This window comes from Nocardioides sp. BP30 (genome assembly GCF_029873215.1).
Lineage (GTDB): Bacteria > Actinomycetota > Actinomycetes > Propionibacteriales > Nocardioidaceae > Nocardioides.
Genome location: NZ_CP123620.1, coordinates 2021242 through 2046218, shown reverse-complemented (window position 1 = coordinate 2046218; position 24977 = coordinate 2021242). Strand labels below are relative to the sequence as shown.

The 24977-nt window shown below is 69.3% G+C and carries 27 protein-coding genes; 11 read left to right on the top strand and 16 right to left on the bottom strand.

The genetic code is table 11. From position 1 onward, the window contains the following. The 6 genes from P5P86_RS09675 to P5P86_RS09650 are packed head-to-tail and all read right to left on the bottom strand — an operon-like array spanning position 1 to position 5321. The gene (locus P5P86_RS09675) at positions 1 to 1545 is read right to left on the bottom strand and encodes a class I adenylate-forming enzyme family protein (RefSeq protein ID WP_280611118.1); all 1545 of its coding nucleotides are present in this window, start codon (positions 1543 to 1545) and stop codon (positions 1 to 3) included. 60 nt (positions 1546 to 1605) lie between these two features. Beyond that, on the bottom strand, positions 1606 to 2145 hold the full coding sequence (locus tag P5P86_RS09670) for an aromatic-ring-hydroxylating dioxygenase subunit beta (protein WP_280611117.1): 540 nt from the start codon (positions 2143 to 2145) through the stop codon (positions 1606 to 1608). Then, positions 2142 to 3452: an aromatic ring-hydroxylating oxygenase subunit alpha gene (locus P5P86_RS09665; protein ID WP_280611116.1), complete on the bottom strand. Its 1311-nt coding sequence runs from the start codon at positions 3450 to 3452 to the stop codon at positions 2142 to 2144. Before P5P86_RS09665 ends, P5P86_RS09670 begins: the two co-directional genes overlap by 4 nt. Then, complete coding sequence (locus tag P5P86_RS09660; protein WP_280611115.1) at positions 3449 to 3913, bottom strand: Zn-ribbon domain-containing OB-fold protein; 465 nt, start codon at positions 3911 to 3913, stop codon at positions 3449 to 3451. Before P5P86_RS09660 ends, P5P86_RS09665 begins: the two co-directional genes overlap by 4 nt. After that, positions 3910 to 5064, bottom strand: coding sequence for a thiolase family protein (locus tag P5P86_RS09655; protein WP_280611114.1), 1155 nt, complete (start codon positions 5062 to 5064; stop codon positions 3910 to 3912). Before P5P86_RS09655 ends, P5P86_RS09660 begins: the two co-directional genes overlap by 4 nt. Beyond that, complete coding sequence (locus P5P86_RS09650; protein ID WP_280611113.1) at positions 5061 to 5321, bottom strand: hypothetical protein; 261 nt, start codon at positions 5319 to 5321, stop codon at positions 5061 to 5063. Before P5P86_RS09650 ends, P5P86_RS09655 begins: the two co-directional genes overlap by 4 nt. A 276-nt stretch (positions 5322 to 5597) precedes the next feature. Here P5P86_RS09650 and P5P86_RS09645 point away from each other — a divergent pair, with 276 nt between their 5' ends. The 9 genes from P5P86_RS09645 (at position 5598) to P5P86_RS09605 (ending at position 14242) form a co-directional block, all read left to right on the top strand. Beyond that, positions 5598 to 6512: an alpha/beta fold hydrolase gene (locus P5P86_RS09645; protein WP_280611112.1), complete on the top strand. Its 915-nt coding sequence runs from the start codon at positions 5598 to 5600 to the stop codon at positions 6510 to 6512. Positions 6513 to 6518: 6 nt separating this feature from the next. Then, positions 6519 to 7334: a 2-oxo-hept-4-ene-1,7-dioate hydratase gene (gene hpaH / locus P5P86_RS09640; RefSeq protein ID WP_280611111.1), complete on the top strand. Its 816-nt coding sequence runs from the start codon at positions 6519 to 6521 to the stop codon at positions 7332 to 7334. A 41-nt stretch (positions 7335 to 7375) separates the two neighbouring features. Next, positions 7376 to 8116 carry an aldolase/citrate lyase family protein gene (locus P5P86_RS09635; RefSeq protein WP_280611243.1) on the top strand — a complete coding sequence of 247 codons (741 nt, stop codon included), beginning with the start codon at positions 7376 to 7378 and terminating at the stop codon, positions 8114 to 8116. A 96-nt stretch (positions 8117 to 8212) separates the two neighbouring features. After that, the gene (locus P5P86_RS09630) at positions 8213 to 9358 is read left to right on the top strand and encodes an acyl-CoA dehydrogenase family protein (protein ID WP_280611110.1); all 1146 of its coding nucleotides are present in this window, start codon (positions 8213 to 8215) and stop codon (positions 9356 to 9358) included. 24 nt (positions 9359 to 9382) lie between these two features. Continuing rightward, the gene (locus tag P5P86_RS09625; protein ID WP_280611109.1) at positions 9383 to 10411 is read left to right on the top strand and encodes an acyl-CoA dehydrogenase family protein; all 1029 of its coding nucleotides are present in this window, start codon (positions 9383 to 9385) and stop codon (positions 10409 to 10411) included. Then, the gene (locus P5P86_RS09620) at positions 10408 to 11559 is read left to right on the top strand and encodes an acetyl-CoA acetyltransferase (protein ID WP_280611108.1); all 1152 of its coding nucleotides are present in this window, start codon (positions 10408 to 10410) and stop codon (positions 11557 to 11559) included. Before P5P86_RS09625 ends, P5P86_RS09620 begins: the two co-directional genes overlap by 4 nt. Next, complete coding sequence (locus P5P86_RS09615; RefSeq protein WP_280611107.1) at positions 11556 to 13115, top strand: class I adenylate-forming enzyme family protein; 1560 nt, start codon at positions 11556 to 11558, stop codon at positions 13113 to 13115. Before P5P86_RS09620 ends, P5P86_RS09615 begins: the two co-directional genes overlap by 4 nt. 42 nt (positions 13116 to 13157) lie before the next feature. Then, positions 13158 to 13352 carry a ferredoxin gene (locus P5P86_RS09610; protein WP_280611241.1) on the top strand — a complete coding sequence of 65 codons (195 nt, stop codon included), beginning with the start codon at positions 13158 to 13160 and terminating at the stop codon, positions 13350 to 13352. Beyond that, the gene (locus P5P86_RS09605) at positions 13352 to 14242 is read left to right on the top strand and encodes an LLM class flavin-dependent oxidoreductase (protein ID WP_280611106.1); all 891 of its coding nucleotides are present in this window, start codon (positions 13352 to 13354) and stop codon (positions 14240 to 14242) included. The genes P5P86_RS09610 and P5P86_RS09605 overlap by 1 nt, the downstream gene beginning before the upstream one ends. A gap of 76 nt (positions 14243 to 14318) precedes the next feature. Here P5P86_RS09605 and P5P86_RS09600 read toward each other — a convergent pair whose 3' ends face one another. From P5P86_RS09600 to P5P86_RS09585, 4 genes are read right to left on the bottom strand one after another with little or no spacing between them, the layout of a single operon-like run. After that, positions 14319 to 15242 (bottom strand): SDR family NAD(P)-dependent oxidoreductase, encoded by a 924-nt coding sequence (locus P5P86_RS09600; protein ID WP_280611105.1) that lies wholly within the window; start codon positions 15240 to 15242, stop codon positions 14319 to 14321. Positions 15243 to 15278: 36 nt separating this feature from the next. Further along, a complete protein-coding gene (locus tag P5P86_RS09595) occupies positions 15279 to 15707 on the bottom strand; it encodes a Zn-ribbon domain-containing OB-fold protein (RefSeq protein WP_280611104.1) in 429 nt (142 codons plus the stop codon). Between the two features lie 10 nt (positions 15708 to 15717). Continuing rightward, on the bottom strand, positions 15718 to 16536 hold the full coding sequence (locus P5P86_RS09590; RefSeq protein ID WP_280611103.1) for an enoyl-CoA hydratase/isomerase family protein: 819 nt from the start codon (positions 16534 to 16536) through the stop codon (positions 15718 to 15720). A gap of 8 nt (positions 16537 to 16544) precedes the next feature. Continuing rightward, positions 16545 to 17789, bottom strand: a complete 1245-nt coding sequence (locus P5P86_RS09585) for a cytochrome P450 (RefSeq protein ID WP_280611102.1) — start codon at positions 17787 to 17789, stop codon at positions 16545 to 16547. A gap of 160 nt (positions 17790 to 17949) precedes the next feature. Between P5P86_RS09585 and P5P86_RS09580 the strand changes: the two genes are divergently transcribed. Continuing rightward, complete coding sequence (locus P5P86_RS09580; RefSeq protein WP_280611101.1) at positions 17950 to 18570, top strand: cysteine hydrolase family protein; 621 nt, start codon at positions 17950 to 17952, stop codon at positions 18568 to 18570. On the opposite strand, the gene P5P86_RS09575 is transcribed toward P5P86_RS09580, so the two are convergent. The 6 genes from P5P86_RS09575 to P5P86_RS09550 form a co-directional block, all read right to left on the bottom strand. After that, positions 18546 to 20204, bottom strand: coding sequence for a bifunctional 3-(3-hydroxy-phenyl)propionate/3-hydroxycinnamic acid hydroxylase (locus tag P5P86_RS09575; RefSeq protein WP_280611100.1), 1659 nt, complete (start codon positions 20202 to 20204; stop codon positions 18546 to 18548). The genes P5P86_RS09580 and P5P86_RS09575 overlap by 25 nt on opposite strands. Before the next feature lie 5 nt (positions 20205 to 20209). Continuing rightward, positions 20210 to 20992, bottom strand: coding sequence for an SDR family NAD(P)-dependent oxidoreductase (locus P5P86_RS09570; protein WP_280611099.1), 783 nt, complete (start codon positions 20990 to 20992; stop codon positions 20210 to 20212). Between the two features lie 20 nt (positions 20993 to 21012). After that, positions 21013 to 21243: a hypothetical protein gene (locus tag P5P86_RS09565; RefSeq protein WP_280611098.1), complete on the bottom strand. Its 231-nt coding sequence runs from the start codon at positions 21241 to 21243 to the stop codon at positions 21013 to 21015. Between the two features lie 11 nt (positions 21244 to 21254). Further along, positions 21255 to 22478 (bottom strand): amidohydrolase family protein, encoded by a 1224-nt coding sequence (locus P5P86_RS09560; protein WP_280611097.1) that lies wholly within the window; start codon positions 22476 to 22478, stop codon positions 21255 to 21257. 194 nt (positions 22479 to 22672) lie between these two features. After that, complete coding sequence (locus tag P5P86_RS09555) at positions 22673 to 23476, bottom strand: SDR family NAD(P)-dependent oxidoreductase (protein ID WP_280611096.1); 804 nt, start codon at positions 23474 to 23476, stop codon at positions 22673 to 22675. Next, positions 23473 to 24093 carry a TetR/AcrR family transcriptional regulator gene (locus P5P86_RS09550; RefSeq protein WP_280611095.1) on the bottom strand — a complete coding sequence of 207 codons (621 nt, stop codon included), beginning with the start codon at positions 24091 to 24093 and terminating at the stop codon, positions 23473 to 23475. Before P5P86_RS09550 ends, P5P86_RS09555 begins: the two co-directional genes overlap by 4 nt. A 66-nt stretch (positions 24094 to 24159) precedes the next feature. Between P5P86_RS09550 and P5P86_RS09545 the strand changes: the two genes are divergently transcribed. Then, entirely contained in the window at positions 24160 to 24969 is an 810-nt protein-coding gene (locus P5P86_RS09545) for an SDR family NAD(P)-dependent oxidoreductase (RefSeq protein ID WP_280611094.1), read from the top strand. Positions 24970 to 24977 lie beyond the last annotated feature (8 nt).

Sequence of the window (24977 nt, the reverse complement as noted above, 5' to 3'; positions counted from 1 at the left end):
TCAGTGACCGACCGCTACGCGGAACTGCTCCGCGATCTCGCGCTTGAGGATCTTGCCGGCCGGCCCGAGCGGGAACTCCTGGGCGAACTCGATGCGTCGTGGCTGCTTGTAGCCGGCCAGTTGCTCGCGGCACAGCGTCTGGATCTCACCGGCGAGCTCGTCCTGGTCGACCTCACCCCGGGGCACGATGACCGCGACCGGTGTCTCCCCCCACTCGGGATCCTGGACACCGACGACGGCGACCATCTCCACCGACGGATGGTGGCCGATGACCCGCTCGATCTCCCCCGGGTAGACGTTGAACCCGCCCGAGATGATCATGTCGGTCTTGCGACCGGTGATGTGCAGGTAGCGCTCCTCGTCGAGGTAGCCGAGGTCGCCCGACCACAGGCCGGTCGGGCGGAACGTCGCCGCTGTCGCTTCGGGCATGTTCCAATAGCCGATCGCCGCCGCATCGCTGACCATCACGACCTCACCGATCTCGCCTGCCGGCAACTCACCGCCGTCCTCGTCGACGATGCGGATCGAGCACATCGGAGTCTCCTGACCGCAGGAGGTGAGGATCGACGTCTTTCCCGCCACCATGTCGCGGTGGTCCTGGGGGGTCAGGATCGTGGCCTGTCCCCCACACTCGGTGAGGCCGTAGCGCTGCTGCATGTCGCAGCCGAGCAGACGCATCGCCTTCTCGGCGAGACCCGGCGGTACGGGCGCGGACCCGTAGCTGATCCGGCGCAGGCTCGACATGTCGCGCGGCGGACCCTCCTCGAGGATGCGGAGCGTGCGCTGCAGCATCGTCGGGATGAAGGTCGTGAAGGTGATGCCGCTTCGCTCGATCTCGTCGATCACTGCCTGGGGATCGAAGCGGTGGTGGATCACCATCGTCTGCCCCAGATAGGTCCACGAGAGCGTGCGCACCATGCCGCCGGCGGTGAAGAAGGGCGTGGTGGCCAGATAGACATCGGAGCGGTTGGCCTCGGTCACGATCGTGGTGTCGACCACTTGCGCGAGCATCCCGCGGTGCGTGTTGACGACGCCCTTGGGGCGGCCCGTCGTGCCGCTGGTGTAGAGGATGAACTGCGGGTCGTCGGGCACCAGCTCGGCCGGCGTCGGGTCGCTGGTCGCGGCGGCGGCCAGAGCGGCCTCGTAGTCGGTGCCCACGGCCTGGCCACCGATCTCCAGCACGACGTCGAGGCCCTTCAGCTCGGCGCCGAAGCGGTCGACCTGATCGGCGTGGACCACAGCCGCCCGAGCACCGGAGTCGTCGCGGGCGTAGGCCAGCTCGTCGGCGGCCAGCCGGATGTTGATCGGTACAGCGATCAAGCCCGCCTTGGCGAGCGCGAAGACGACCTCGGGCCACTCCACCGTGTTGCGGGCGACCACGAGGACGCGGTCGCCCTTCGCAAGACCGCCCGCGAGGAGGTGGTTGGCGAGCCGACGCGCACGCTCGTCCACGTCGGACCAGGTCAACGTGCGCCCGTCCACGACGATCGCCTTCTTCTGCGGGACGCGGCGAGCGTTGTTGGTCGAGATGTCACCGATAAGCACGAGCTACCTCACTTCGGGGGTCGTACGGGGAGCGGGCCGCGAGGCCCGGATCGGGCAGGCTCAGATCAGGAAGGCCAGGGTGTCGACCGGGCCGCCGGCGCTGATCAGGTGGACGGTCTTGTGGACCAGGCGCAGGCCGTCCGGCGTACGGCGGACCTGGTGGACGACGCGACCGGCCCAGACCCGTTGCGTATAGCGGTACTCGAAGAGTGCGAAGTTGGAGGCGACGGTCACCGTGCCGGCGGTGGCGTCGGTGTCAGTGACCTCCATGTTCGAGAGCAACCGGCGCATCACCGACGGCGGCGTCTGGGAGTGCCGGTTACCGGTGTTGAGCTGGGCGACGCGGCTCTTGATCCGGTTGCGGTTGTCGTAGATGTAGGAGAGCTTCTTGGCCGGGTCGTCATCGGGCCGCATCGGCACCCAGTAGAGGGCGTCGTCATCCCAGAGCTGCTCCCACTCGGAGTAGCGCGCCTCATCGGCGAGCCTGGCCTCGTAGTGCAGGAAGCTGACGATGTCGGCCTCGGGGACGGGCAGCGGACCGGGGGCGGCGCCGAGGTTGAGCGGCACGACGGGCTGATCCTGGGCGGCGATCATGGTCATGCGGGGATCTCCTGTCCTACGACGCTCGCCCACTGTCGGTAGAAGCCGCGCTGCGGGGTCTCGGCGCTCTTGTCGTGGTTGACGGTGCCGGTCTCGTCCTCGACGTCTGTCTCCAGACCGCGGGAGAGCTCGAGCCATTCGGGTCCGCGGGCGGCGAGACCGGCCTGGTTGCGCATGCCGATCTCGCCGTCGTCGGCGATGAGGAACCCCGCCGGACCCATGGCACCCTCCGAGCGCCGCATCGTGCGCTCGTTGAGCTTCTCCTGGCCGGGGATGATCACCGCCGCGGTGTAGGCGATCGTCTCGTCCGTGGCGACGGGTTCGACGTACATCACGTTCATCTCGGCGAGGAACAGGTTGGGCCAGATCAGGGTGTGCGAGGGGCCGATGACCAGTGCGTCGTGGGCCTTCTCCGGCCCGTGCGTCCTCTCGAGCGCCTCGACGTACTCGGGTAGCTTCGTGCGCGGGATCCGGCCGTACCAGACGAACTCCTCGTCGAGCTTGCGGTACTCGGCGGAATAGTCGATCTCGGAGTGACCGCCGCCCAGGTCACGCACCACTGTCTGGACCTTGGACGGGACGTGGGAGACCTTGGCCGGACGGATCGCGTCGTAGACCGACGCGTGGGTGAAGAGGGCGTGATAGCCGTCGACGTTGTTCTCGACGACCATCTTCCAGTTGGCGTGGTGCAGATGCTTCATCCAGCCGCGGCTGAGGTCGATCTTGCCGGTCGGCGACAGGTCGAGCACGCGGTCGATCGCGCCCATCGCGCCGCCCAGGTGCTCCTTGAGGGAGATGCCCTCCGGGGCGAGCGAGGCGAAGATGAACCCGCCGTAGCTGTCGACCCGGGGCGCCTCCACCATGCCGAGCGTGGCCCGGACCTTGGCGAACTCCTCGCCGTAGCCGTCGCGCATGGGGACAGCCGTCAGCGAGCCGTCGTTGCTGAACGTCCAGCCGTGGTAGGGGCAGCGGAACGACGCGGCGTTGCCGGACTCGGCGTTGCAGAGCCTGTTGGCCCGGTGGCTGCAGCGATTCTGCAGGACCCGGATCACGCCGTCCTTGCCGTGGGCGACGACGACCGGGTCGCGGCCGATGCGACGGGTGAGGTAGTCGCCCTGCTCGGCGACCTCGCTCTCGTGCGCGACGTAGACCCAGCCCGTGCGGAAGATCGTCTCCATCTCTCGTTGGAAGATCTCGGGTGAGGTGTAGACCGAGCCGTGGACGCGGTGGTTCTTGACGATGGTCGAGACGTCGAAGGTCCCGGTCGTCGGAACCGTCCCGGTGACGTCGTAGTCCGTCGTGGTCATGAGCAGACCTCCGTAGCTGAGGGAGTGGTGGGATCGAGGTCGGCGGACGGGATGAGAACCCCGCCCAACTCGCGGAAGGCGACCTTGACCCGATCGCCGATGCGGGGAAGGGAAGCCGGCGGGACACGGGTGGTCATCACGAGGCGGTGGCCGCCGTCGACCTCGACGTCGATGATCGGATAGGGCTCGTTCGCGACGACGAGGCCCGGCTCTCGCCGGTGCATCACGGTCAAGGAGTGGACGACGCCGAACGGCTCGACCGCCCGCCACACGATCTGCGCTGTGTCGCAGCCGTCGCAGACCTGCTGGTCGAGGTCGAGGGGCAGGGCGCAGGAGGCGCAGAACGGGAGCACGAGCTCGCCACGGGCGGCGCCCTCGTACAACGGAGCGAGCGCATCGCCCTCGACCTGCGGAGCGAGCGTGTCGGCGAGCAGCCAGTCGGCCGTGAGCACGGCGGTCATGCCGCACGCTCCAGGATCAGCGCCGCGTGGTGATCCAGGCGTCCTCCGATGCCACCCACCAGTGCCGTCGTCGCGGAGGCGACCTGGCGGTCGCCACCGTCTCCGCGCAGCTGGATGACGGCTTCGGCGAGCGGAGTCATGCCCTGGAGGTAGAAGCCGGAGAGCTGGCCGCCACCGGTGTTGGTGGGCAGTGACCCTGCCGGCCCGGTCTCGCCGGCTCGGACGAAGTCGCCCGCCGTCCGGCCACCGGTGAGCCCGTACTCCTCCAGCAGCATGAGGGTCACCACCGAGAACGGGTCGTAGAGCTCGGCGACATCGAGATCGCCGCGCGCCATGCCGGCCTCGGACAACGCCTCGTCCACGGCACGCCGGCCGCCACCGAACCAGGACTCCGCGCCGGCGCGGCGGTGCCGCACGGGATGCTCCCGCCCACTGCCCCGGACCCGGATCCGGGCGGGGTGGCCGATGTCGGTGTCACCGCTGACGATGACGGCGACGGCGCCGTTGACCGGGCGCGCGCAGTCGAGGCGTCGGAGTGGCTCGGCGATCAACGGAGAGGCGAGATAGCCCTCGGCGTCGAGCGGAGTGCGGACGACCGCCGCCGGATTGGCCACGGCCCACGCGCGCGTGGTCGTCGTCATCGCACACAGATCGTCGACCCCCGCTCCCGTCACATGCATCCAGCGCTGGGCGAGCAGGGCGTACGTCGGGACCGAGCCGAGCACGCCCGATGCGCGCTCCAGGCCACGGACGCCCGACTGGCCACCACTGTGGGCGTAGGTCGACCCGGCGCCCCTGCCTGCCACGATCGGCGCGTCGGCGAAGACGCAGACGACGGTGCGCGCGGCGCCCGCGGCGATCGCGAGCGTGGCCCGCTGGACCATCGCGAGCGTGGTCGCCCCCTTGATCTCGACGTGCTCGAGCAGGCGGAGGTCGCGGAAGCCGCCCTGAGCTGCGAAGGTGACACCGAGCCGATCGGGACGAACGCCTTGCGACGAGCCGACCAGCAGCCCGTCGAGGTCGGCGTGGCTGAGGCCTGCATCGGCGAGGGCGAGCCCGACCGCCTCCCGGGCAAGGTCCTGGGGCCCCCGGCCCGCCGTCAGGGACATCTCCGTCATCCCCAGACCGACGATCGCCACGTCGGTGGTCATGCCTCGCCGCCGGGCTGTCGCTCGTCACGGTAGGCACCGACCTTCATCCACTGGACCCGGTCCTCCGGCGTCGCCAGGCACAGGCAGGCGAGCTCGAGCGGCTCCAGGAAGATCTCGTCGCCGGTCTCGACGTCCTGCACGAGGAGACGCGGACCGTTGCCCGTCGTGTCCAGGGAGACGCGGACCACGGCGAACTCGTTGGCGAGGGTCACCAACTCGCGTCGGCTGACCGGGCGGATGCGCTCGTCCTCAGTCATTGCTCTCAAGACCTACTCACTGTCGATCGGGATCGGCCCACCTGGACCGCTACCGATGCGCTCGGCTCTCCGGGCGTCTCTTTTTATCGCATACTACTGTCAGAAACAAGCATCGCCCCGAGCCTTTTCGACACCCGGATCGCGACGGGACGCCGGTCGAATGCTGGTGCTCGCCGGGAAAGAACGGCACACTACGACGGTGACGCCAGATTTCGACGATAGCGTCAGATTGAGATCCATGCCACACGGCATGACGAGACAGGATGGGAAGGTCATATGAGCGAGACGACGACGTTGAGCCCCGGCCCCGGCGCGGGGGCTGCCCCCGATACCGCCGACTACCGCAGCATCTGGGGCTTCCTGCGAGAGCTGGAGTTCCGGCAGGGCTTCATCGAGGTCGGCGGCGTCCGCACCCGGTACGCCGAGGCGGGCTCTCCCGACCTCCCGACCGCCATCATGCTGCACGGCACGGGCGGCCATTGGGAGACCTTCGCCCCCAACCTGGGCGCCCTGAGCGAGCACTTCCACTGCATCGCCATCGACATGGTCGGCAACGGGTTCTCCGAGAAGCCCAACTACGACTACGAGATCCCCACGTACGTGCGGCAGGTGCTCGGCGTGCTCGACCACTTCGACGTCGAGAAGGCCCACCTCATCGGCATGTCGCTAGGCGCCTGGGTCTGCGCCGCCATGGCCGTCGACCACCCCGAGCGCGTCGACAAGGTGATCCTCATGTCCCCCGCCGGGCTCATTGCGACCGCCTCCAACATGGCCCGCATCCGGGCCGAGCGGACGGCGGCGGTCAACAACCCGAGCTGGGAGTCGATGCACAAGGTCTTCGCCCACCTCATCGCCGACGAGGCCAACCGGCTCCCCGACCTGATCGCGCTCCGCCAAGCCATCTACCGCCGCGACGACACCCGCGAGACGATCGACCACCTCCTGATCCTGCAGGACGCCGAGGTCCGCGACCGCAACCTCATTCCCGAGGAGAAGTGGGCCAGCATCCAAGCTCCGACCCTGGTCGTCGCCGCAGGCAAGGACCACAGCGAGTACATGAGCACCGCCCAGACCGTCGCGCGTCTGATCCCGCGCGCCGAGGTGCTGGAGATGCCGGGCGTGGCGCACTGGCCGCACTTCGAGGACGCCGCCACCTTCAACCCGGCCGCTATCGCGTTCCTCTCCCGGTGAAGCATCATGCTGACCGACACCGTCGCCGAGTGCGCCCGGCGGCTCTATGAGGCGGAGCGTTCCCGCACCCCGATCCGACAGCTCTCGCTCGACTTCCCCGACATGACCGTCGAGGACGCGTACGCCGTCCAGCGAGCCCTGGTCGATCTCAAGACCGCGGACGGCCGCAGCGTGCGCGGCCGCAAGATCGGCCTGACCTCCAAGGTCATGCAACGGGCCGTCTCGATCGATGAGCCCGACTACGGGGCGCTCTTCGACGACATGTTCTTCGATGACGGCGGCACAGTGCCGGCGGGTCGCTTCATCCGACCGCGGGTCGAGGTCGAGCTGGCCTTCATCCTGGGCGAGGACCTCAAGGGCCCGGGCGTCACGTTGTACGACGTGCTCCGCTCCACCGAGTACGTCACGCCCGCCCTGGAGATCCTCGACGCACGGGTGCAGATGAGCGACCCGGAGACCGGTCACCTGCGCACGATCGTCGACACGATCGCCGACAACGCGGCCGATGCGGGCATCGTGCTCGGCGGCCGCGTCGTCCGTCCGCATGACGTCGACCTGCGCTGGGTCTGCGCACTGCTGCTCCGCAACGCGGCCATCGAGGAGTCCGGGGTCGCCGCCGCCGTACTCAACCACCCCGCGAACGGCGTGGCCTGGCTTGCCAACCGGTTGGCGCCGCACGGAGTGCCGCTGCGTGCCGGCGAGGTGATCCTGGCCGGCTCCTTCACCAAGCCGGTCTTCGCACTGCCCGGCGACACGTTCGTCGCCGACTACGGCCCTCTGGGCACCGTGTCGTGCACCTTCGCCACCGAGGAGGCGTCGTGAACCCGTGGCTCGAACGCCTCCACGCGCGTCCCCAGATCGGGATGTGGATCGCCAGCGGGAGCGCCTACACCGCCGAGATCTGTGCTGGATCGGGTCTGGACTGGCTGATGCTCGACCAGGAGCACGTGCCCAACGACCTGCGCTCGACGCTGGCGCAGCTGCAGGCGGTCGCCGCCTACCCGATCGAGGTGCTGGTGAGGCCTGCGTCGGCCGACCCCGTCACCATCAAGCAGCTGCTCGACCTCGGGGTGACCAACCTGATCGTGCCGATGGTCGAGTCGGCCGACGAGGCGCGAGCCGTCGTGGCGGCGACCCGCTATCCACCCGAAGGCATCCGCGGTGTCGGCAGCGCCCTCGCGCGCGCGTCGCGATGGAACCGCAAGATCAACTATCTGACGGACGCGGCTACTACGCTCAGCGTCACGGTGCAGGTCGAGTCGGCTGCCGGCCTCGAGGCCCTTCCGGACATCCTCGCCCTCGACGGCATCGACGGCGTGTTCATCGGCCCCGCCGATCTCGCCGCCTCGCTGGGGCGTCTCGGCGAACCGGAGAGCCCGGAGATCGTCGCCATCATTGAGCGCACGATCGCCACGATCGCCGCCTCGGGCAAGGCGGCCGGCGTGAACGCCTTCAACGAGTCGATCGCGCGTCGATACCTGACCGCCGGCGCGCGCTTCGTCCTGGTCGGAGCGGACGTGACCCTACTGGCGCGTGGCTCCGAGGCCCTTGCGACGCGTCATCGGTCCGGTACCTGCGAAACCGGAGAAACCTCTTCTTTCTGACGATGATGTCACTTAGACTGCGGGTACGTCTCCGGGCTCGTCGGGTCCGCTGCCAGGAAGGTCTTCGGAATGGATTTGGACTTCACGGACGAACAGGTGGAGTTTCGCGAGCAGGTTCGCACCTGGCTCACCGAGCACAAGCCGCGCGAGCGACGCCCGCGTGACGACGCCGGCATCCGTGCCTACGACCTCGCCTGGCAGAGGACCCAGTGGGAAGGGGGGTGGGCCGGCATCGCCTGGCCGACCGAGTACGGCGGCGGCGGTCTGACGCTCCTCCAGCAGCTCATCTGGTACGAGGAGTACGCCGCCCAGGGACTTCCGGGCATCGACGCGTGCTTCGTGGGCCTCAGCCATGCCGGTCCGACCCTCATCCTGCGCGGCGACGAGGAGCAGAAGTCCTACCATCTGCCCCGCATCCTCAAGGGTGAGGTGATCTGGTGCCAGGGCTTCTCCGAGCCCGAGGCCGGCTCCGATCTCGCGTCTCTCCGCACGCGTGCCGTGATCGATGGCGACCACCTCGTGGTCAACGGGCAGAAGATCTGGACGAGCTCGGCCAACTGCGCCGACTACCAGGAGCTCCTCGTCCGCACCGACAACACCGGGTCGAAGCACGAGGGCATCACCTGGGTCATCTGCGACATGCACACGCCCGGTATCGACGTCCGACCGATCCGCACGATGGAGGGCGGCGCGGAGTTCTGCGAGGTCTTCTACGACGACGTGCGCATCCCGCTGTCCAACGTGGTCGGTGAGATCGACCAGGGCTGGAGCGTCGCCATGTCCACGCTCTCCTTCGAGCGCGGCACCGCCTTCACCGCCAACCAGGTGCGCCTGGCGAAGGTCGTCGAGGACCTCATCGACTTCTCCCGGGACCACACCGGCCCGGACGGACGTCGTCCGGCGATCGCCGACGACGAGATCGCCCGTCGGCTGGCCCGAGCGCGGGCCTCGGTCGCGTCCCTGCGGGCGATGACCTACGTCGGCATCTGCCACACGATGAAGTCGGACACGCCCGGACCGCGGGGCTCGATGCTCAAGCTCTACTACGCCGAACTGTGCAAGGAGGTTGCTGCACTCGCCATGGACGTCGTGGGCCCCGACGGCCTGCGCAACTCCTCTCGCTGGGAGCCCGGGGGCTGGGTGGGCAACTACTTCTACTCCTTCTCCCAGTCCATCGGCGGGGGCACCTCCGAGATCCAGCGCAACATCATCGGCGAGCGCGTCCTCGGGCTGCCGCGATGAGTCGACCCAGGAAAGAGAGCTGACATGGACCTCCTCCCCTCCGAGGAACAGCGCGACCTGATCGCCGCCGCCTCGGACTTCCTGACCTCGCGGATGCCTATCGAGGGCATCCGCACGCGCGACGGCATGCCATCGGCCGTCGACCTCGACGCCTGGCGTGAGGGCGCCGAGATGGGGCTGCTCACCCTCGGTCTCCCCGAGGAGTACGGCGGCTCCGGACGCTTCCTCGACGACGAGGTACTCCTCTTCGCGACGCTGGCCGAGCACCTCGCCACAGGTCCCTACCTCGCCTCGGCGCTCGCCGCCCGCGTCGCCGCGCAGTGTGGCGACGCCGACCTGACCGCTCGCATCGCCGACGGCTCGGCCCTGGTCGGGCTGGCCGAGCTGCGCGGCGACGGTTCGGCCGGCGCCGAGGGCGCCAAGGGCACCTTCGACCTCGTCGACTGCGTCGATGTGAGCCACGTCCTGCTCGTCAACGAGCTCGGAGCCGCGATCATCGGGATCGAGCAGTTCCCCGAGGTGGAGACGCTCGAGTCCTCCGACCCCGGCGTCCGGCTCGGCAGCGCCAGCATCGCAGCGGCCGACGTCCTGCACTGGCTCCCGAGCACGACCGATCCCATCTGGTTGCGCGCGACGGTGTTGACGGCCGCCGCCCTCTCGGGGCTGGCCGCGGCAGTGACGCGGATGGCCACCGAGCACGCGAAGCTCCGGGTGCAGTTCGGCCGGCCCATCGGCGTACATCAGGCGATCAAGCACGCCTGTGCCGACATGGCGGTCGCCTCCGACGCCGCGATGTCGCAGACCCTCTTCGCTGCGGTGTGCGTTCAATCCGGGCGCCGAGACGCGCTCTTCCACGCGCTCGCGGCGCGCACTGTCGCCTCCCGGGCGGCGATCGCCAACAGCGGCGCGACCATCCAGGTGCACGGCGGCATGGGCTACACCTACGAGCACAACGCTCACCTGTATCTCAAGCGCGCGCACGTCCTGAGTCACCTCTTCGGCGAGCCGACCCAGATCCTCGCCGACCTTCTCGAGCAGGGAGCACCTCAGTGAATCGCAGGGTAGCCATCGCCGGCATCGCACTCTCCGACGTCGGCCGGGTCGAGGACAAGAACGCCTACGAGCTGATGGCCCAGGCCAGCCGGCGCGCCCTGTCCGACGCCGGGCTCCGGCCCGATCAGGTCGACGGACTCGGCTCCACCAGCCAGGGCACCCTCCCGCCGACCGACGTCGCGGAGTATCTCGGTATCCGTCCCCGCTGGATCGACTCCACCTCGGTCGGGGGCGCCTCCTGGGAGGTGATGCTCTCCCACGCCGCCGATGCGATCGCGGCCGGCCACGCGGACGTCGTCCTGCTCACCTACGGCTCGACGGCCCGCGCCGACCTGCGCAAGGGTCTGCGCACGGCCAACATCAACTGGGGCTCGCGCGGTCCGCTGCAGTGGGAGGCGCCGTACGGCCACACCCTCATCTCGAAGTACGCGATGGCCGCGCGTCGTCACATGCACGAGTACGGCACGACCATCGAGCAGCTCGCGGAGGTCGCGGTCTCGGCGCGCTACAACGCCCAGGACAACCCGGAGGCGTTCTACCGCGAACCGATCACGATCGACGACGTGCTCTGCGGGCCGATGATCGCCGACCCGTTCACCAAGCTGCACTGCTGCATCCGCTCGGACGGTGGCGCCGCCGTCGTCCTCGTCGCCGAGGACCGGGTTCCCGACCTGAGCTCGACCCCGGTGTGGTTCCTCGGTGCCGGCGAGGCGACCTCCCACATGCTCACCAGCCAATGGGAGGACATGACCGTCGGCCCTGCCTCCGTCACGGGTCCGCTCGCGTTCCGGCGAGCCGGCCTGACGCCCGCGGACGTGGATGTCGCGGAGGTCTACGACGCCTTCACCTACATGCTGCTGCTCACGATGGAGGACCTGGGCTTCTGTGAGAAGGGCGAGGGCGGGACGTTCGTGGAGAAGGGCAGCCTCCGCCTGGGTGGCAGCCTCCCGACCAACACCGATGGCGGTGGCCTGTCCGCCTGCCACCCCGGACAGCGCGGGCTCTTCCTGATCGTCGAGGCCGCGCGACAGCTCCGCGGGGAGTGCGGGCCACGCCAGGTGCCGGACGCCTCGATCGCCTGTGTCAGCGGCACCGGTGGGTGGTTCTGTTCCAGCGGCACCGTCCTGCTGGGCTCCGAGCGGCCATGACCGGAGCGGCGGCGGAGCGTCTCGACGCCACATCGGCGCCGCTCGATGCGGAGGGCTTCGTCCACACCCGCGATCTCCTCGACGCCGCCGCGGCCGCCTACGGGGAACTCGACGCCTACGTCGAGCCCACCGGCGACCGGATCAGCTTCGCCGCATGGGCGGCGCGAGCACGCACGCTCGCCGCCGACCTCCACCTGCGGGGTGTGCGTAAGGGTGACGTCATCGCGCTGATGCTCCCTGCCGGGATCGACTATGCCGTCTGCTACGCGGCGTCAGCGATGATCGGCGCCGTCACCACCGGCCTCAACCCTCGTCTCGGACCGCGGGAGGTGGCGGCGATGCTCGGCATCGCGGCGCCCACCCTGGTCATCCGCGACGAACAGGCAGGGCTGGCGCCGGTGCCCCCCGGTCTCGCGGTGCTGCCCCGCACGGCACTGCCGACGGCCAGCACGCCCGGGGTGGCGCCGCCGACCGTCGAGCTCACCCGGGCGGACCCGGTGGCGATCATCTTCACCAGCGGCACGACCGGACTGCCGAAGGGCGCATGGTTCGACGGCGACAACCTCGCCGCGTTCGCCCGCTCGGCGGGCGTGATGAGCGCGCCCTACGACCGGCGTCTGACGGCGACCCCCTTCGCTCACGCCGGGTACATGGCCAAGCTCTGGGACCAGCTTGCGTGGGGCATCACCCTGGTCGCCTCACCGATCCCCTGGTCGGCCTCGAGGATGTACGACGTGTTGCGAGCCGAGCGGATCACGGTCGGCGGCGGCGTACCGACACAATGGGCCAAGCTCCTCGAGGAGCCCGGCGTCAGCCGCGCCACGCTTCCCCAGCTCCGGGTCGGCGTGGTGGCCACCGCGCCCGCCCCACCCGACCTGGTCGAGCGCACCGCGGACCTGCTCGGCGTGCCCCTGGTCGTGCGCTACGCGATGACCGAGTCGCCGACCATCTGCGGCACCGAGCCCGGCGACCCGCCCGACGTACTCTTCCGCACGGTCGGCCGGCCTCAGCACGGCATGGCCGTGCGCCTCACCGACGACGACGGCTACGCCGTGCCGCTCGGGCAGGTCGGCCGCGTGCGCGTGCGCGGCGACTGCGTGATGCGGGGCTACTGGCACGAGCCGGCGCTCACCGCTGCGGCCTTCGACTCCGACGGCTACTTCATCAGCGGCGACCTCGGCCGCTTCACCCCCGAGGGCGATCTGCAGCTCGTCGGTCGCGCCGGCGACCTCTATATCCGCGGCGGGTTCAACGTGCACCCGCTCGAGGTCGAGGCCGCGCTGTCCGAGCACCCGGGGATCCGCGCCGTGGCGGTGGTCGGCGAGCCCACTCCCGTGATCGGCGAGACGGGCGTCGCCTTCGTCGTGCCCACCGACCCCGCACGGCAGCCGACGCTGGCCGAGCTGCGCGAGTGGTGTCGAGCCAGGCTCGCCGACTACAAGGCGCCCGACCGTCTCGTCGTGCTCGACGAGCTGCCGCTCACGGCGATGCAGAAGACCGATCGCGCCGCGCTGCGTGCCTGGCTGGACGCCCACCCGGCACCGCCCCACCGCTGACCGACCCCGACATCGGGACCCGACGAGACAGGAGTGAGTCGTATGCACGTCCATATCGAGCTCGATCAATGCGAGGCCCACGGTCGTTGTGCCCTCACCGACCCCGACCTCTTCCAGCTCGACGACGACGGTTACGCCGCGCGCGCCGACGTCGACGTCCCGCCGGGGAACGAGCAGGCAGCGACGGCCGGCGCGGCGAGCTGTCCGATGAGCGCGATCCGCGTGACCGAAGCCTGATGTCGCTCCCCCGCTTCGGGATCTTCGTCCCCCAGTTCAAGACCGACGTCGCGGCGATGATCGAGCAGGCCCGTACGGCGGAGGCGGCCGGTTTCACCTCGTTATGGGTCATGGACCACCTCCTGGCGCCCGGCGCGGCACCCTGCGACACGCTCGAGAGCTGGACGCTCCTCACCGCCATCGCCGGCGCGACGACCACGCTCCGTCTCGGGCATCTCGTCGGCTGCGCTCCCTTCCGGCATCCGTCGCTGCTGGCCAAGATGGCGGCAACCTTCGACCAGATCAGCGGTGGCCGCCTCGAGCTGGGGCTCGGGTGGGGCTCGGTGGAATCGGAGCTCACGGCCTTCGGCTTCAAGCCGGGCAGCATGCGTCAACGCTCCGAGGCGCTGGCCGAGACACTCCAGATCCTGGGGCTGATGTTCACCGGGGACCCGTTCGACTTCGACGGTCGTCACTACCAGCTCCGGGGCGCCTTCGGCCTCCCCCGTCCGGTCCAGACACGCATCCCGGTGCACATCGGCGGCGGTGGGCGGCAGCTCACGCTGCCACTCGTGCGGGCGTACGCCGACTGGTGGAACTGTGTGGGCAATGCCCGCGACCGCTTCGACGAGCTGGCGCCGCTGCGCGGCGCGGCTCGCATCTCCGCTCAGTACGCCGTCGGTGTGGTGCACGAGGGCGACGATCCCGAAGCCGTCGCCGCGCGCACTGCTCGGCGGATGCCGGTGGCGGCGTGGGGAGAGCCGTTGGTGGGCACGCCGGCCGAGCTCGTCGACCTCTTCGCGGCCGAGCGGGCCCGTGGCGTCGAGCTCGCCATCGTGCGCTTCGACGACTTCGGTGCGCCGGACACGGTCAAGCGCTTCGGGAACGAGGTCATCGGCGCGCTGGCCTGACCGTCGAGAGCGCCGCTGCGCGACCGGTCAGCCTGTGACCGATCGCGCAGCGGCGTCGCAGCGGCGTCGCGGAGGCTCAGCCGCCCATCCGGAGGCCCGCTGCACGGGAGCCGAAGACATCGGTGCCCATGACCACACCGAGCTTGGTAGCGTCCCAACGCTTGCCGCCGTTGGAGACGGTCGCGACGGGAGCCCACGCCTTGAGGAGCTGGATGTTCTCCCCCAGCGCCTTGATGACCTGACCGCTGACGTGCCCGGCCTCGGGGCTGGCCAGCCAGGCGACGACCGGCGAGCCGAGCGAGGGGTCCTTCGGGTCGAAATCGTCCTCGTCGCGCTCGTCGGGCTCGATCGCCGGCGCGGCTCCGGGCATGCTGGCGGCCATGCGGGTGCGGCCCCCGGGGCTGATGGCGTTGACGGTGACGCCGATGGAAGCGAGCTCGAGACTCAGCGTCTGGGTCAGGCCCACGATCGCGGCCTTGGCTGCGCTGTAGTTGCTCTGGCCGAAGTGACCGAGAAGACCTGCGCCCGAGGTGGTGTTGATGATCCGGCCGTAGACCGGGCCGCCGGACGCCTTCGACTCCTCGCGCCAGCGCCTGGCGACCGCGCGGCTGGTCAGCCAACTGCCGCGTACGTGCACGCGCATGACCAGGTCGAAGTCCTCGGCGGACATGTTCCAGATCGCCTTGTCGCGGACGATCCCGGCGTTGTTGACCACGATGTCGAGGCGGCCGAGTTGCTCATAGGCACGGGCGACCAACGCCTCCACCTGTGCCTCGTCGCCGACGTCGCTGAAGTCGGGGACGGCACGACCGCCGCGCTGCTTGACGATCTCGACGACCTCGTCGGCCACCTTGCCGGTGCCCTGACCGTCGAGCGAGGTGCCGAGGTCGTTGATGATCACGGTGGCACCCTGCTTGGCCAGCTCCAGCGCGTGACCGCGACCGATGCCATGACCGGAGCCGGTGACCAGCGCGACCTTTCCTTCGAGCAGTCCGCTCATGTCTGTGTCTCTCCTTGAATCGTTCGGTCGGGGTGCTCAGCGCGTCGCTGCGGGCCGGAAGACGATGGCGTCGAACTCCTCGGTCAGGGGCCGGAAGTCGACCTCGACCGCCATCCCGACGCTGAGGTCGGCGGGGTCGCAGCCCTCGATGTTGGTCATCAGGCGCGGACCCTCCTCCAGCTCGACCATCGCCGCGATGTAGGGAAGCCGCTCCTTGAACGGGTGCAGGTCGTTCACGTAGACGGTCGAGTAGGTGTAGAGGGTGCCTCGGCCGCTGGCTTCGATCGCCTCGACCTCGTCGCTCCAGCAGCTCGGGCAGAACGGCCGCGGATAGTGGTGCACCTTCCCGCAGGCGCGGCACCGGGCGATCAGCAGCTTGCCAGCCTTGGCAGCGTCCCAATAGGCACGCGTGCCCGCTTCCACGGTGGGCAGGTCCGCCCGGGCTCTTGTCGGGGTCTCACTCATAGCAGCCTCCTCACCAGCCGACGAAGTCGGCTGGACGCTTCTCGACGAAGGCGCGCACGCCCTCCTTGGCATCCTCGGCATAGGACTGGATCTCCTGGGCCATCGCCTCGGCGACGAACGAGCCCGCGCGGTCGGTGTCGGGCGCGTCGTTGAGAAGTCGCTTGGTGAGACCGATCGCCGTCGTCGGTGCCGCCGCCAGCCGTCGCACGAGGTCGTCGGCGGCAGCGCCGATCTCGTCGGCCGGCACGCATCGATTGACCAGGCCGAGCCGGTGTGCCTCCGCCGCCGAGAGCTTGTCGCCGAGGAACGCCATCTCCTTCGCGGCCTGCATGCCGATGCGGCGCGGCAGCAGGTAGGCCCCGCCGCCGTCCATCACCAGGCCGCGCTTGACGAACGCCTCGGCGAAGTAGGCGTCCTCAGCGGCTACCACCAGGTCGGCGGCGTACGCCAGGTGCGCGCCGATGCCGGCGGCACCGCCTTGGACCACCGCGACGACCGGTTTGCTGCAGTCCAGGATCGAGGCGATCAGCTGCTGGGCACCCTGCATGATGGTGCGCATCGAGTCGGTGGCGCGCTTGACGGCCTTCGCATGCCCGGAGGCCAGACGCAGGACGTCGGCGCCCGAGCAGAAGTGGCGGCCGTTCGCGCGCAGCACGACGACCCGCACCTCGCGATCGCCGTCGGCCTCGCCGAAGAGCCGGATCAGGGTGTCGCGGTCCTCGGGGCGGAGCGCGTTCGCAGCCTCGGGGCGGTTGATCGTGATGGTCAGTACGCCGGCCTCGGTGCTGTGGAGCACCGCAGCGGCATGCTCGACGACGGTGTCGGTCATGATGCTCCTCAGCGAGGGGTGTAGGTGGCCTGCAGGTGCTTGACCCCGTGCAGGAAGTTGGATCGGAGCAGGTCGGGCTCGCCGGCCGCGGCGATGTCGGGCAACTCCTCGAAGAGCACCTTGAAGGCGACCTGCAGCTCGAGCCGCGCAAGGTGGGCGCCGAGGCAGAAGTGCGGTCCGGCGGCGCCGAAGGCGAGGTGGGGGTTGGGGTTGCGCGTGACGTCGAACGTGTAGGGATCGTCGAAGACGGTCTCGTCGCGGTTGGCCGAGTTGTACCAGAGGACGACCTTGTCGCCCCTGCGGAACTCCTGGTCCCCGAGCATCACGCCGTCGCGCGCGACGGTGCGCCGGAAGTGGATGACCGGGGTGGCCCACCGGAAGATCTCCTCGACCGCGGTGACCTGGTGCGCCTCGTAGTCCGAGCGCCACAGCTCGCGCTGCGCCGGGTGGGCGGTGAGCGCCAGGAGGCCGTGGGTGATGGCGTTGCGGGTCGTCTCGTTGCCGGCCCCGACGAGGAGGATGAAGAACTTCGCCATCTCGGCCGGGGTGAGGTTGTCGTCATCGGCTGCGACGAGCAGGCTGATCACATCGTCGCGCGGATCGGCGATCCGCTCCTCGGCGAGCTGCTCGAGCAACTCGATGAGAGCGACGCTGGCCGCGCTCACCGCCTTACCGATTCCGGCGCCCGTCTGGTCGGGGATGTATTCGGCGTCGCTCGCCCCGAGGATCACGTTGGTCGCGTCGAAGATGAACCGCTCGTGCTCGCGCGGCACGCCGAGCATGTTGCTGATGATCCGCAGCGGCAGCAGCGCGGCGAAGTCGGTGACGAAGTCGCAGCTCCCGTCCTTCGGCAGCTCGCCGATGATCTCCCGGACGGTGGCCTCGACGTCGGCGCGAAGTGCCTGCAACGACCGGACGGCGAATCCACGCGACACGATCTTGCGCAGGCGCGCATGCTCGGGGTTGTCCATGTCGATGATCGAGCCACGGTAGGCACGCAACTCCGCGGGCTGGTCGAAGATCTGCGTACCCTCGCCCGAGATGAAGTCCTCGGGGCGGCGGCTGACCTCGAGGATGTCCTCATGGCGCGTCAGCGCCCAGTACCCCGACTCGCTGCGTGCGCTCACGCGGACGAAGGGCCGGGGATGCTCGAGACGATGCCGCCGGAACGTGGCCTCGCGCTCGGCCGGGTCTGCGAGCCACCAGACCAGATCGTTGAGGGGACTCGACGCGAGCGACTCTGCTCCAGCCATGACACCACTCCTGCACGGGTTGAGGGGACGACGACCGGAAGTGACGGTCGCCACGATGAATTCTGGCAGTCGTGTCACTCAATGACAAGGCCCTTCCTCGGTCCTTCTCGCCGAAAGAGGTCGATGGCGGATTCACCTAACTGGCACTAATGTCACCTGGGTGAGCAGCTATGAAGCACCTGCCCTCGTGATCAGCGAGTGCCAGGAGGGCATCTTGGACGCGGAGCGCTCCGTCTCCTCCGGTCTGGCCGAGCAGGCAGCGTCTCGCAGCATCGTGGAGCGCATCGCACGGTTGGCTCGGGCGTTTCGCATCCGCGGCCTGCCGGTCGTGCACTGCATCATCGAGCACCGTCCCGACCAGGCCGGCATGCTGCCCAACTCCTATCTGGGTGCGATGGCGCTGCGATCGAGGAGCATGACCGCCGGTACGGCGGACGTGGCCATCCCCGCCCCACTCGGCCCGGAGCCCGCTGACATCGTCAGCAGTCGAGCGACGGGACTGACGGCGTTCTACGGCACCGACCTGGACGCCATGCTGCGGCATCACCGGGTGCGCACCGTCGTGCTCACCGGCGTCTCCACCAACGTCGCGCTCCCCGGCCTCGCGCTCGAGGCGGTCAACCGGGGATACGACGTCGTCCTGGCCGAGGACTGCACGGCGGGGTCATCCGCGCAGGCCCATGCGTTCTTCGTGCACCAGCAGCTCAAGCTGCTCGCACGCGTCGTCACCGCTGACGAGGTGGTCGCGCGGCTGCATCAGGAGAGCAGCGCCCGCAGCTGAGCGCTGACGGCGTCGAGCTCGTGCCGCGTGCAGATCGCAGCGAGGTACCCGTCCGGACGCAGCACGATGACCTCGTCCCCGGGTCGGCGCAGCATCCAGTCCCGGAAGCCTCCGTCGACGTCTTCGACCCGGATCGTCTCCGCAGCCGTCTCCGCAGCCGTCTCCGTAACCGTCTCCGCAGCGGGACGCGTACGCCGCTCCCCCGGCTCGGGCCCGGCGCCGCTTCGCGGCGCGGTGACGTGGACGAAGCGCGCCCCCAGGGTCCGCCACCACGTCCTCTCCGCCGCGCCGAGCGCCGCAGCCGGATCGACATGCAGCCCGAGCACGGCGAAGGACGTGCCGAGGACGGCGTCGAGCCTCACCCGAGCTCCAGCGGCCGTCTCGACCTCGGGCTGGCCGAACATCGTGCCGACCGGCGAGCCCGCGACGGGTCCCGTGTAGGGCAGCACCGCTCCGCGTCGGTAGCGCGGCATGGGCTTGTACTTCATCTGCAGGATGTAGTCGCGCGCACCGGGTATCCGCTGAGCAGCGCGGAAGGCCACGTCCCGCAGCCGCTCGGTCACGACGTTGCGCGGCGTGTAGAGCTCACCCATCCGCGTCGCGAACTGCACCATCGTGCGGGCATGCCCGCGTCGCTCCGCGTCGTAGCTGTCGAGCAGGGCGTCCCCCGCCTGGCCCCGCAGCACGAGGGCGAGCTTCCAGGCCAGGTTCGTCACGTCGCGGATGCCTGAATTCATCCCCTGGCCGAAGAACGGTGGCTGCAGATGTGCCGCATCGCCGGCGAGGAAGACCCGCCGGTCACGGAACCGCTCGGCGGTGCGGGAGTGGTGCCAGTAGACCGCGCTGCGCAGCACCCGCGGACGGGACGTGGCCGGATAGCGCGGCCGGATCAGCTCCCGGAGCGCCCGGTCGGGATCGGTCAGCGCCTCCTCGTCGTCTCCCGGGAGCAGCTTGAACTCGAAGCGACGATGGCCGTAGGGCAGCGGCACCACCAGGACCGGCCGCTCCGGGTCACAGTGGACGGCCGAGTACGGCGCGTCCAGGTCGTCGTCGGCGACGTCGACGACCAGCCACTTCTGGGGCGCGGTGGTGCCGATCAACTCGATGCCGGCGACCCGGCGCACCGTGCTGCGCCCACCGTCGGCACCTACCAGGTAGCGCGCGCCGATCACCGAACGGGTCCCGTCGGCCCCCTCCACGAGGGCCCGGACCCGATCGTCGCCCTGTTCGTAGTCGACGAGGGTGGCGCCCAGCCTCAGCTCGACGCTCTCGGCCTCCTCGAGACGATCCCTCAGGGTCGCCTCGAAGAGGGGCTGGAGGAAGGTGTTGCGTCGCGGCCAGCCGAACGGACGGACGCTCGGCTCGACGTGGGCCATCATCCGGCCCCACGAGGTGTAGTAGCGGATCGGGGTGTTCTGGAGCATGTCCTCCAGGAGACGATCCACGACACCGATCTTCTGGAACGTGCGCAGCGACTCGTCGTCGATGCCGACGGCCCGTGGATGCGGGTAGAGGTCGGGTTCCGCGTCGAGGACGACGGCACGAACACCCCACAGCGCGAGCAGGTTCGCCAGCGTGATGCCGCAGGGCCCGGCTCCCACGATGAGGATGTCGGTGGTCGATGCCTCAGGCATCAGGGTCATGAAGCCGCTTCAGCATCGGCCGCCGCGTCGCCGTTGATCGAGAACCCGCCGTCGACCGTCACCATGCTGCCGGTAGCGAAGGCCGCTTCGTCCGAGGCGAGCCACGTGGCGGCGAACGCGATGTCCATCGGATTCCCGATGCGCGTGAGTCGGCCGCCCCCCTTGTGCCCGCCGACATCTCCCTTGAGCGCGACGACCCGCCCGACCAGGATGCAGTTGGCACGGATGCCGTCCACACTGCCTTCGGCGGCCAGCGAGCGCGTCAGGCTGTTGATGCCTCCCTTCGCGGCGGCATAGGCGCTGAAGCCCTTGAAGCCGGCCACCGACTGGCCCGAGGAGATGTTGACGATGGAGGCACCGTCGGCGGCCGCTAGGTGCGGCCAGGCGTACTTGCTGGCCCAGAAGACGTTGCCCGTCAGCGTGCCGGTCAAGATCGCGTCCCACTCCTCGGTGGAGTAGTCGTGGAGCGGCTTGACGCTCGTCGCGACGGCTCCCGTCGGCGCCGCGTTGTTGACCAGCGTGCTGAGCGAGCCGAAGCGCGCCACGACGGCCTCGACGACGCTGCGGACGCTCTCCTCCGATGTCACGTCCAGCTCGAAGAACTCCGCGTCGCCGCCGGACTCGCGGATCCGTGCCACGACCTTCTCGCCGCGATCGATCGTGCGACCTGTGACCGCCACCTTGGCCCCCTCGGAGGCGAAGTGCTCGGCGATCGAGCGGCCGATCCCGCGCGTCGATCCGGAGATCAGCGCGACCTTGCCTTCCAATCTGCTACCCACGATGGTCCCTTCTCGGTTGCTCAGTTCACGGCCGTCTCGAGCAGCGCTCTGCGCGCCTGCTCCATGGCGACGAGCCTGCGGCGCACCATGCCGATGGCCGAGTCCGGGTCGGGCCCGGAGGGGGTCGCCTCGAGACGGGCGAGGCGCTCGCGGACGAGGATGATCTCCTCGTCGAGCCTCTCGGCGGCCTCGTCCCGGGTCAGCAGATCCTGGTCGATCCAGTCGGGAGCGTCGATGTCCTTCTCAGCCATGCCCGATCGCCTCAGACCCGCGGGAAGTTGTACAGCTTGCGGGCGTTGAGCTCGACGATCTTCTGTGCCTCGTCGTCGGGCACGTCGACGAGGAGCTTGGCGGCGTACTCGCGGCTGTTGGGCCAGTTCGAGTCCGAGTGCGGGTAATCGCACTCCCACAGGATGTTGTCGACGCCGATCTTGTGGCGGCGTGCGATGCCCTCGAAGTCGTCGATGTAGCAGCCGTAGATGTGATCGCGGAAGAGGTCGGAGGGACGCACCTCCTTGTTGACGTTCTGGTACCAGCGGTGGCGCTCCCAGGTGAGGTCGATGCGCTCGAGCAGGTACGGCATCCAGCCGATGCCCCCCTCGGACAGCGCGACCTTGAGGTTGGGGAACTTGTAGAACACCGGCGAGAACAGCAGGTCGGCGGTCGCATCCATCGAGTTGGTGCCGAAGAGCGCGATCATCACCGCCATCGGCGCCTCGGGCGAGGTGATCGGCGGCTTGCCGGACGAGCCGAAGTGCATGCACAGCGGCATCTGCGTCTCCTCCGCCGCCCGGAACACCGGGTCCCAGTGGTCGGTGTAGAACGAGGGCAGGCCGAGGCTCACCGTGTTCTCCGGGAAGGTGATCGCGCGAGCGCCCTTGGCGGCGCAGCGGTAGATCTCCTTCGCGGCCGCCTGCGGATCCCACAGCGGCAGCATGATCATCGGGATGATGCGTCCGGGCGCGTACGCCGCCCACTCGTCGAGGATGAAGTCGTTCCACGCCTGGACGCAGAGCAGTGCGAGCTCGGGGTCCTCGTGCTCGAGGAAGGCGGTGCCGGAGAAGCGCGGGAACGACGGGAAGCACATCGCGGCCTGGACGCCGTCGATGTCCATGTCGGCGATCCGGGCCTTGATGTCATAGCAGCCGGGCAGCATGTCGGAGTAGCGCGTGGGCTCCATGCCGTACTCCTGCGGCTTCTTGCCGGCCACGGCGTTGAGACCGATGTTGGGGTAGATGCGGCCTTCGTAGCTCCACACCTCCGCCAGGCGTGGCGCCTCGGGCGCCTCCCCCTCCTTGCCGTTGCGGGAGGCCGCGATGAGCGCCTTGGACAGGCCCTCGTCGCCCGTGCTCTCGCTCATGTTCTTCTCGATGATCCGCGGTCCGGCCTCGTGATACTTCTTCGGCAGCCGGTCCGTCCAGAGCGTCTTCGGCTCGATCACGTGGTCATCCACGGAGATCAGTTGCATGTGGTCCTGGAGCGGCATGACGCCTCCTAGGCGCGTAGGGGCTTGCCCGAGCGATCTGACGCGGATCTCCACGCAAGCAGGGCATTTCTGACGCTTCGTACATTAGTGATACCCCTCACACGGGTCAACAGTTCCCGAGGGAAATGTCGAGGATCACTCAGCCTGGAAGCCATGCCCCCGCTGATCGAAGGTCAGGCAGTCTGACAACTGCGTCAGCGATGAGATGGGGCAGCGGCGGCGAACGCCGCCTCGATCCGACGGTGCCGCGCCCGCACCGAGTCCACCGTCTCCGGATGCGTGACGACATAGAGGTCACGTCGCAGGATCGCCTCCACCGTGATCGCCGCGACGACATCGGCGTCCAGCACGTCCGCTCGATCGGGCACGCTGCGCGGCGCGGCGGCCGGCCGATGTGCACCCGGGCGATTGCGCTCGCTATCGGCGATATTGGTACGCACCATCGCCGGCAGCAGCACGCCGACCGCCAACGGCGACCGCCGGGCGCGCAGCTCCTGGTCGAGGGTCTCGGTCAGGGCGACCACGGCGAACTTCGAGGCAGCGTACGCCGCAAGGCCCGGGCCGTTGCGCACGCCTGCGATGGAGGCGGTGTTGAGCAGATATCCATCGGCCGACGTGCTCTCGAGCAGCGGCACGAACGTCCGCATGCCGTGGATGACTCCCCCGAGGTTCACACCGAGCACCCAGTCGAAGTCGGCCTGGCTGAGCTCGTCGAACGGCGCCACCCGCGCGACTCCGGCGTTGTTCACCACGAGGTCGACCCGGCCATGGAGCCGCATCACCTCGTCGGCCAGGTGCTCCACGTCGACAGCGCGACTGACGTCCGTGAGCACACCCGCGGCCCCCAGCTGGTCCGCGGCGCGATCCAGGGCACCCTGCTCGACGTCGGCGATCACCACGGCGGCCTCCTCCTGGCGGAGGAGCCGCGCGAGGGCGTATCCGATGCCGGAGGCACCGCCCGTGACGACCGCCACCTTGCCCGCGAACCGCCCGCTCAACGCGCGCTCCCCGCACCGAGGCCGCGAAGCACGAAGGCGCCGACATGGTCCACCTCGGCCCGGGTGGGGACCGTCTTCGTCCACAGGTGGCGGCGCATCGCCCCGAGCACCAGATCGGAGATGCAGGCGGCGTCGACCGCGTCGCCCCCCAGGGCAGCGACCGGCTCGAGCAGCAGCGCACTGATGGGAGCGAGCAGCTCGGCCTGGTTGGCGCCCTCGACGGCGCCGGTCTGGTGGAGATAGCCGAGGACCGATCGGCTGGTCTCGGCGGCGTCGACCACGCTCACCTGGCGCAGCACGGCGCGCACCCACGCCAGGATCTGCTCGCTGGGGTCGTCGACCTCCGCCATCCGGCCACGTGTCGTGTCGGCGACCCGGAGGACGCCGCGCTCCAGAACAGCGAGGATCAGCTCGTCCTTGTTGCCGAAGGTCCGGTAGAGCGTCTGATTGGAGATGCCTGCTGCCGCCACGATCTCCGAGACCGACGGCATCGCGGGCGCCGACCTCTCGATGAGCCCGAGGGTGATCGCCAGGATCCGGTCGACCTCCTCCGCCGCCGTACGGCGCTGGCTCTCCAGGCGCCGCTCGGTCGCGCGAGCAGCACGCTCTCCGGACACCGGTGGCCCAGACTGTGATATATCGTTCTTCATTGAGAGTAATCCGATTCTGTTCTGAGGAGAGCGATGACGTCGGAACGTAATGAGACCACAGCCCCGGAGACCGAGACCACAGCGACGTCCCCGTTCGACCTCTTCAGCCTCTCCGGGAAGACGGCCTTGGTCACGGGCGGCTCGCGGGGCCTCGGCAGGCAGATGAGTCTCGCCTTCGCCAGGGCCGGTGCCGACGTCGTCGTCACCAGCCGCAAGCTCGACGCCTGCGAGGAGGTCGTCGCCGAGATCGAGGAGACGACCGGTCGCTCCGGGCTCGCCGTGGGCTGTCACCTGGGCCGGTGGGACGAGATCGCGGGCCTGGTGGAGGCCGCCTACGCACGCTTCGGTCGGATCGATGTGCTGGTCAACAATGCCGGCATGTCGCCGCTGTACGAGAAGGTCACCGACGTGACCGAGAAGATGTACGACAGCGTGCTCAACCTCAACCTCAAGGGCCCCTTCCGGTTGACGCAGCTGGTCGGGACCCGGATGAAGGAGCGGGGGTCCGGCAGCATCATCAACGTGAGCAGCACCGGCTCGCTGCGCCCGATGGGCTCGATCATCCCGTATGCCGCCGCCAAGAACGGCCTCAATGCGATGACCGAGGGGTTCGCCGACCTGCTGGGTCCCGAGGTGCGGGTCAACACCCTCATGCCCGGTCAGTACCTCACCGACGTGGCGGCCTCCTGGGACATGGAGCACACCAACAAGATGTCGGAGCGGCTCCACCTCAAGCGGGTCGGCAACCCACCCGAGATCGTGGGCGCGGCGCTGTTCCTGGCCAGCGACGCGTCGAGCTACACGTCGGGCACGATCCTGCGCTCGGACGGTGGCATTCCGTAGGACGCGCA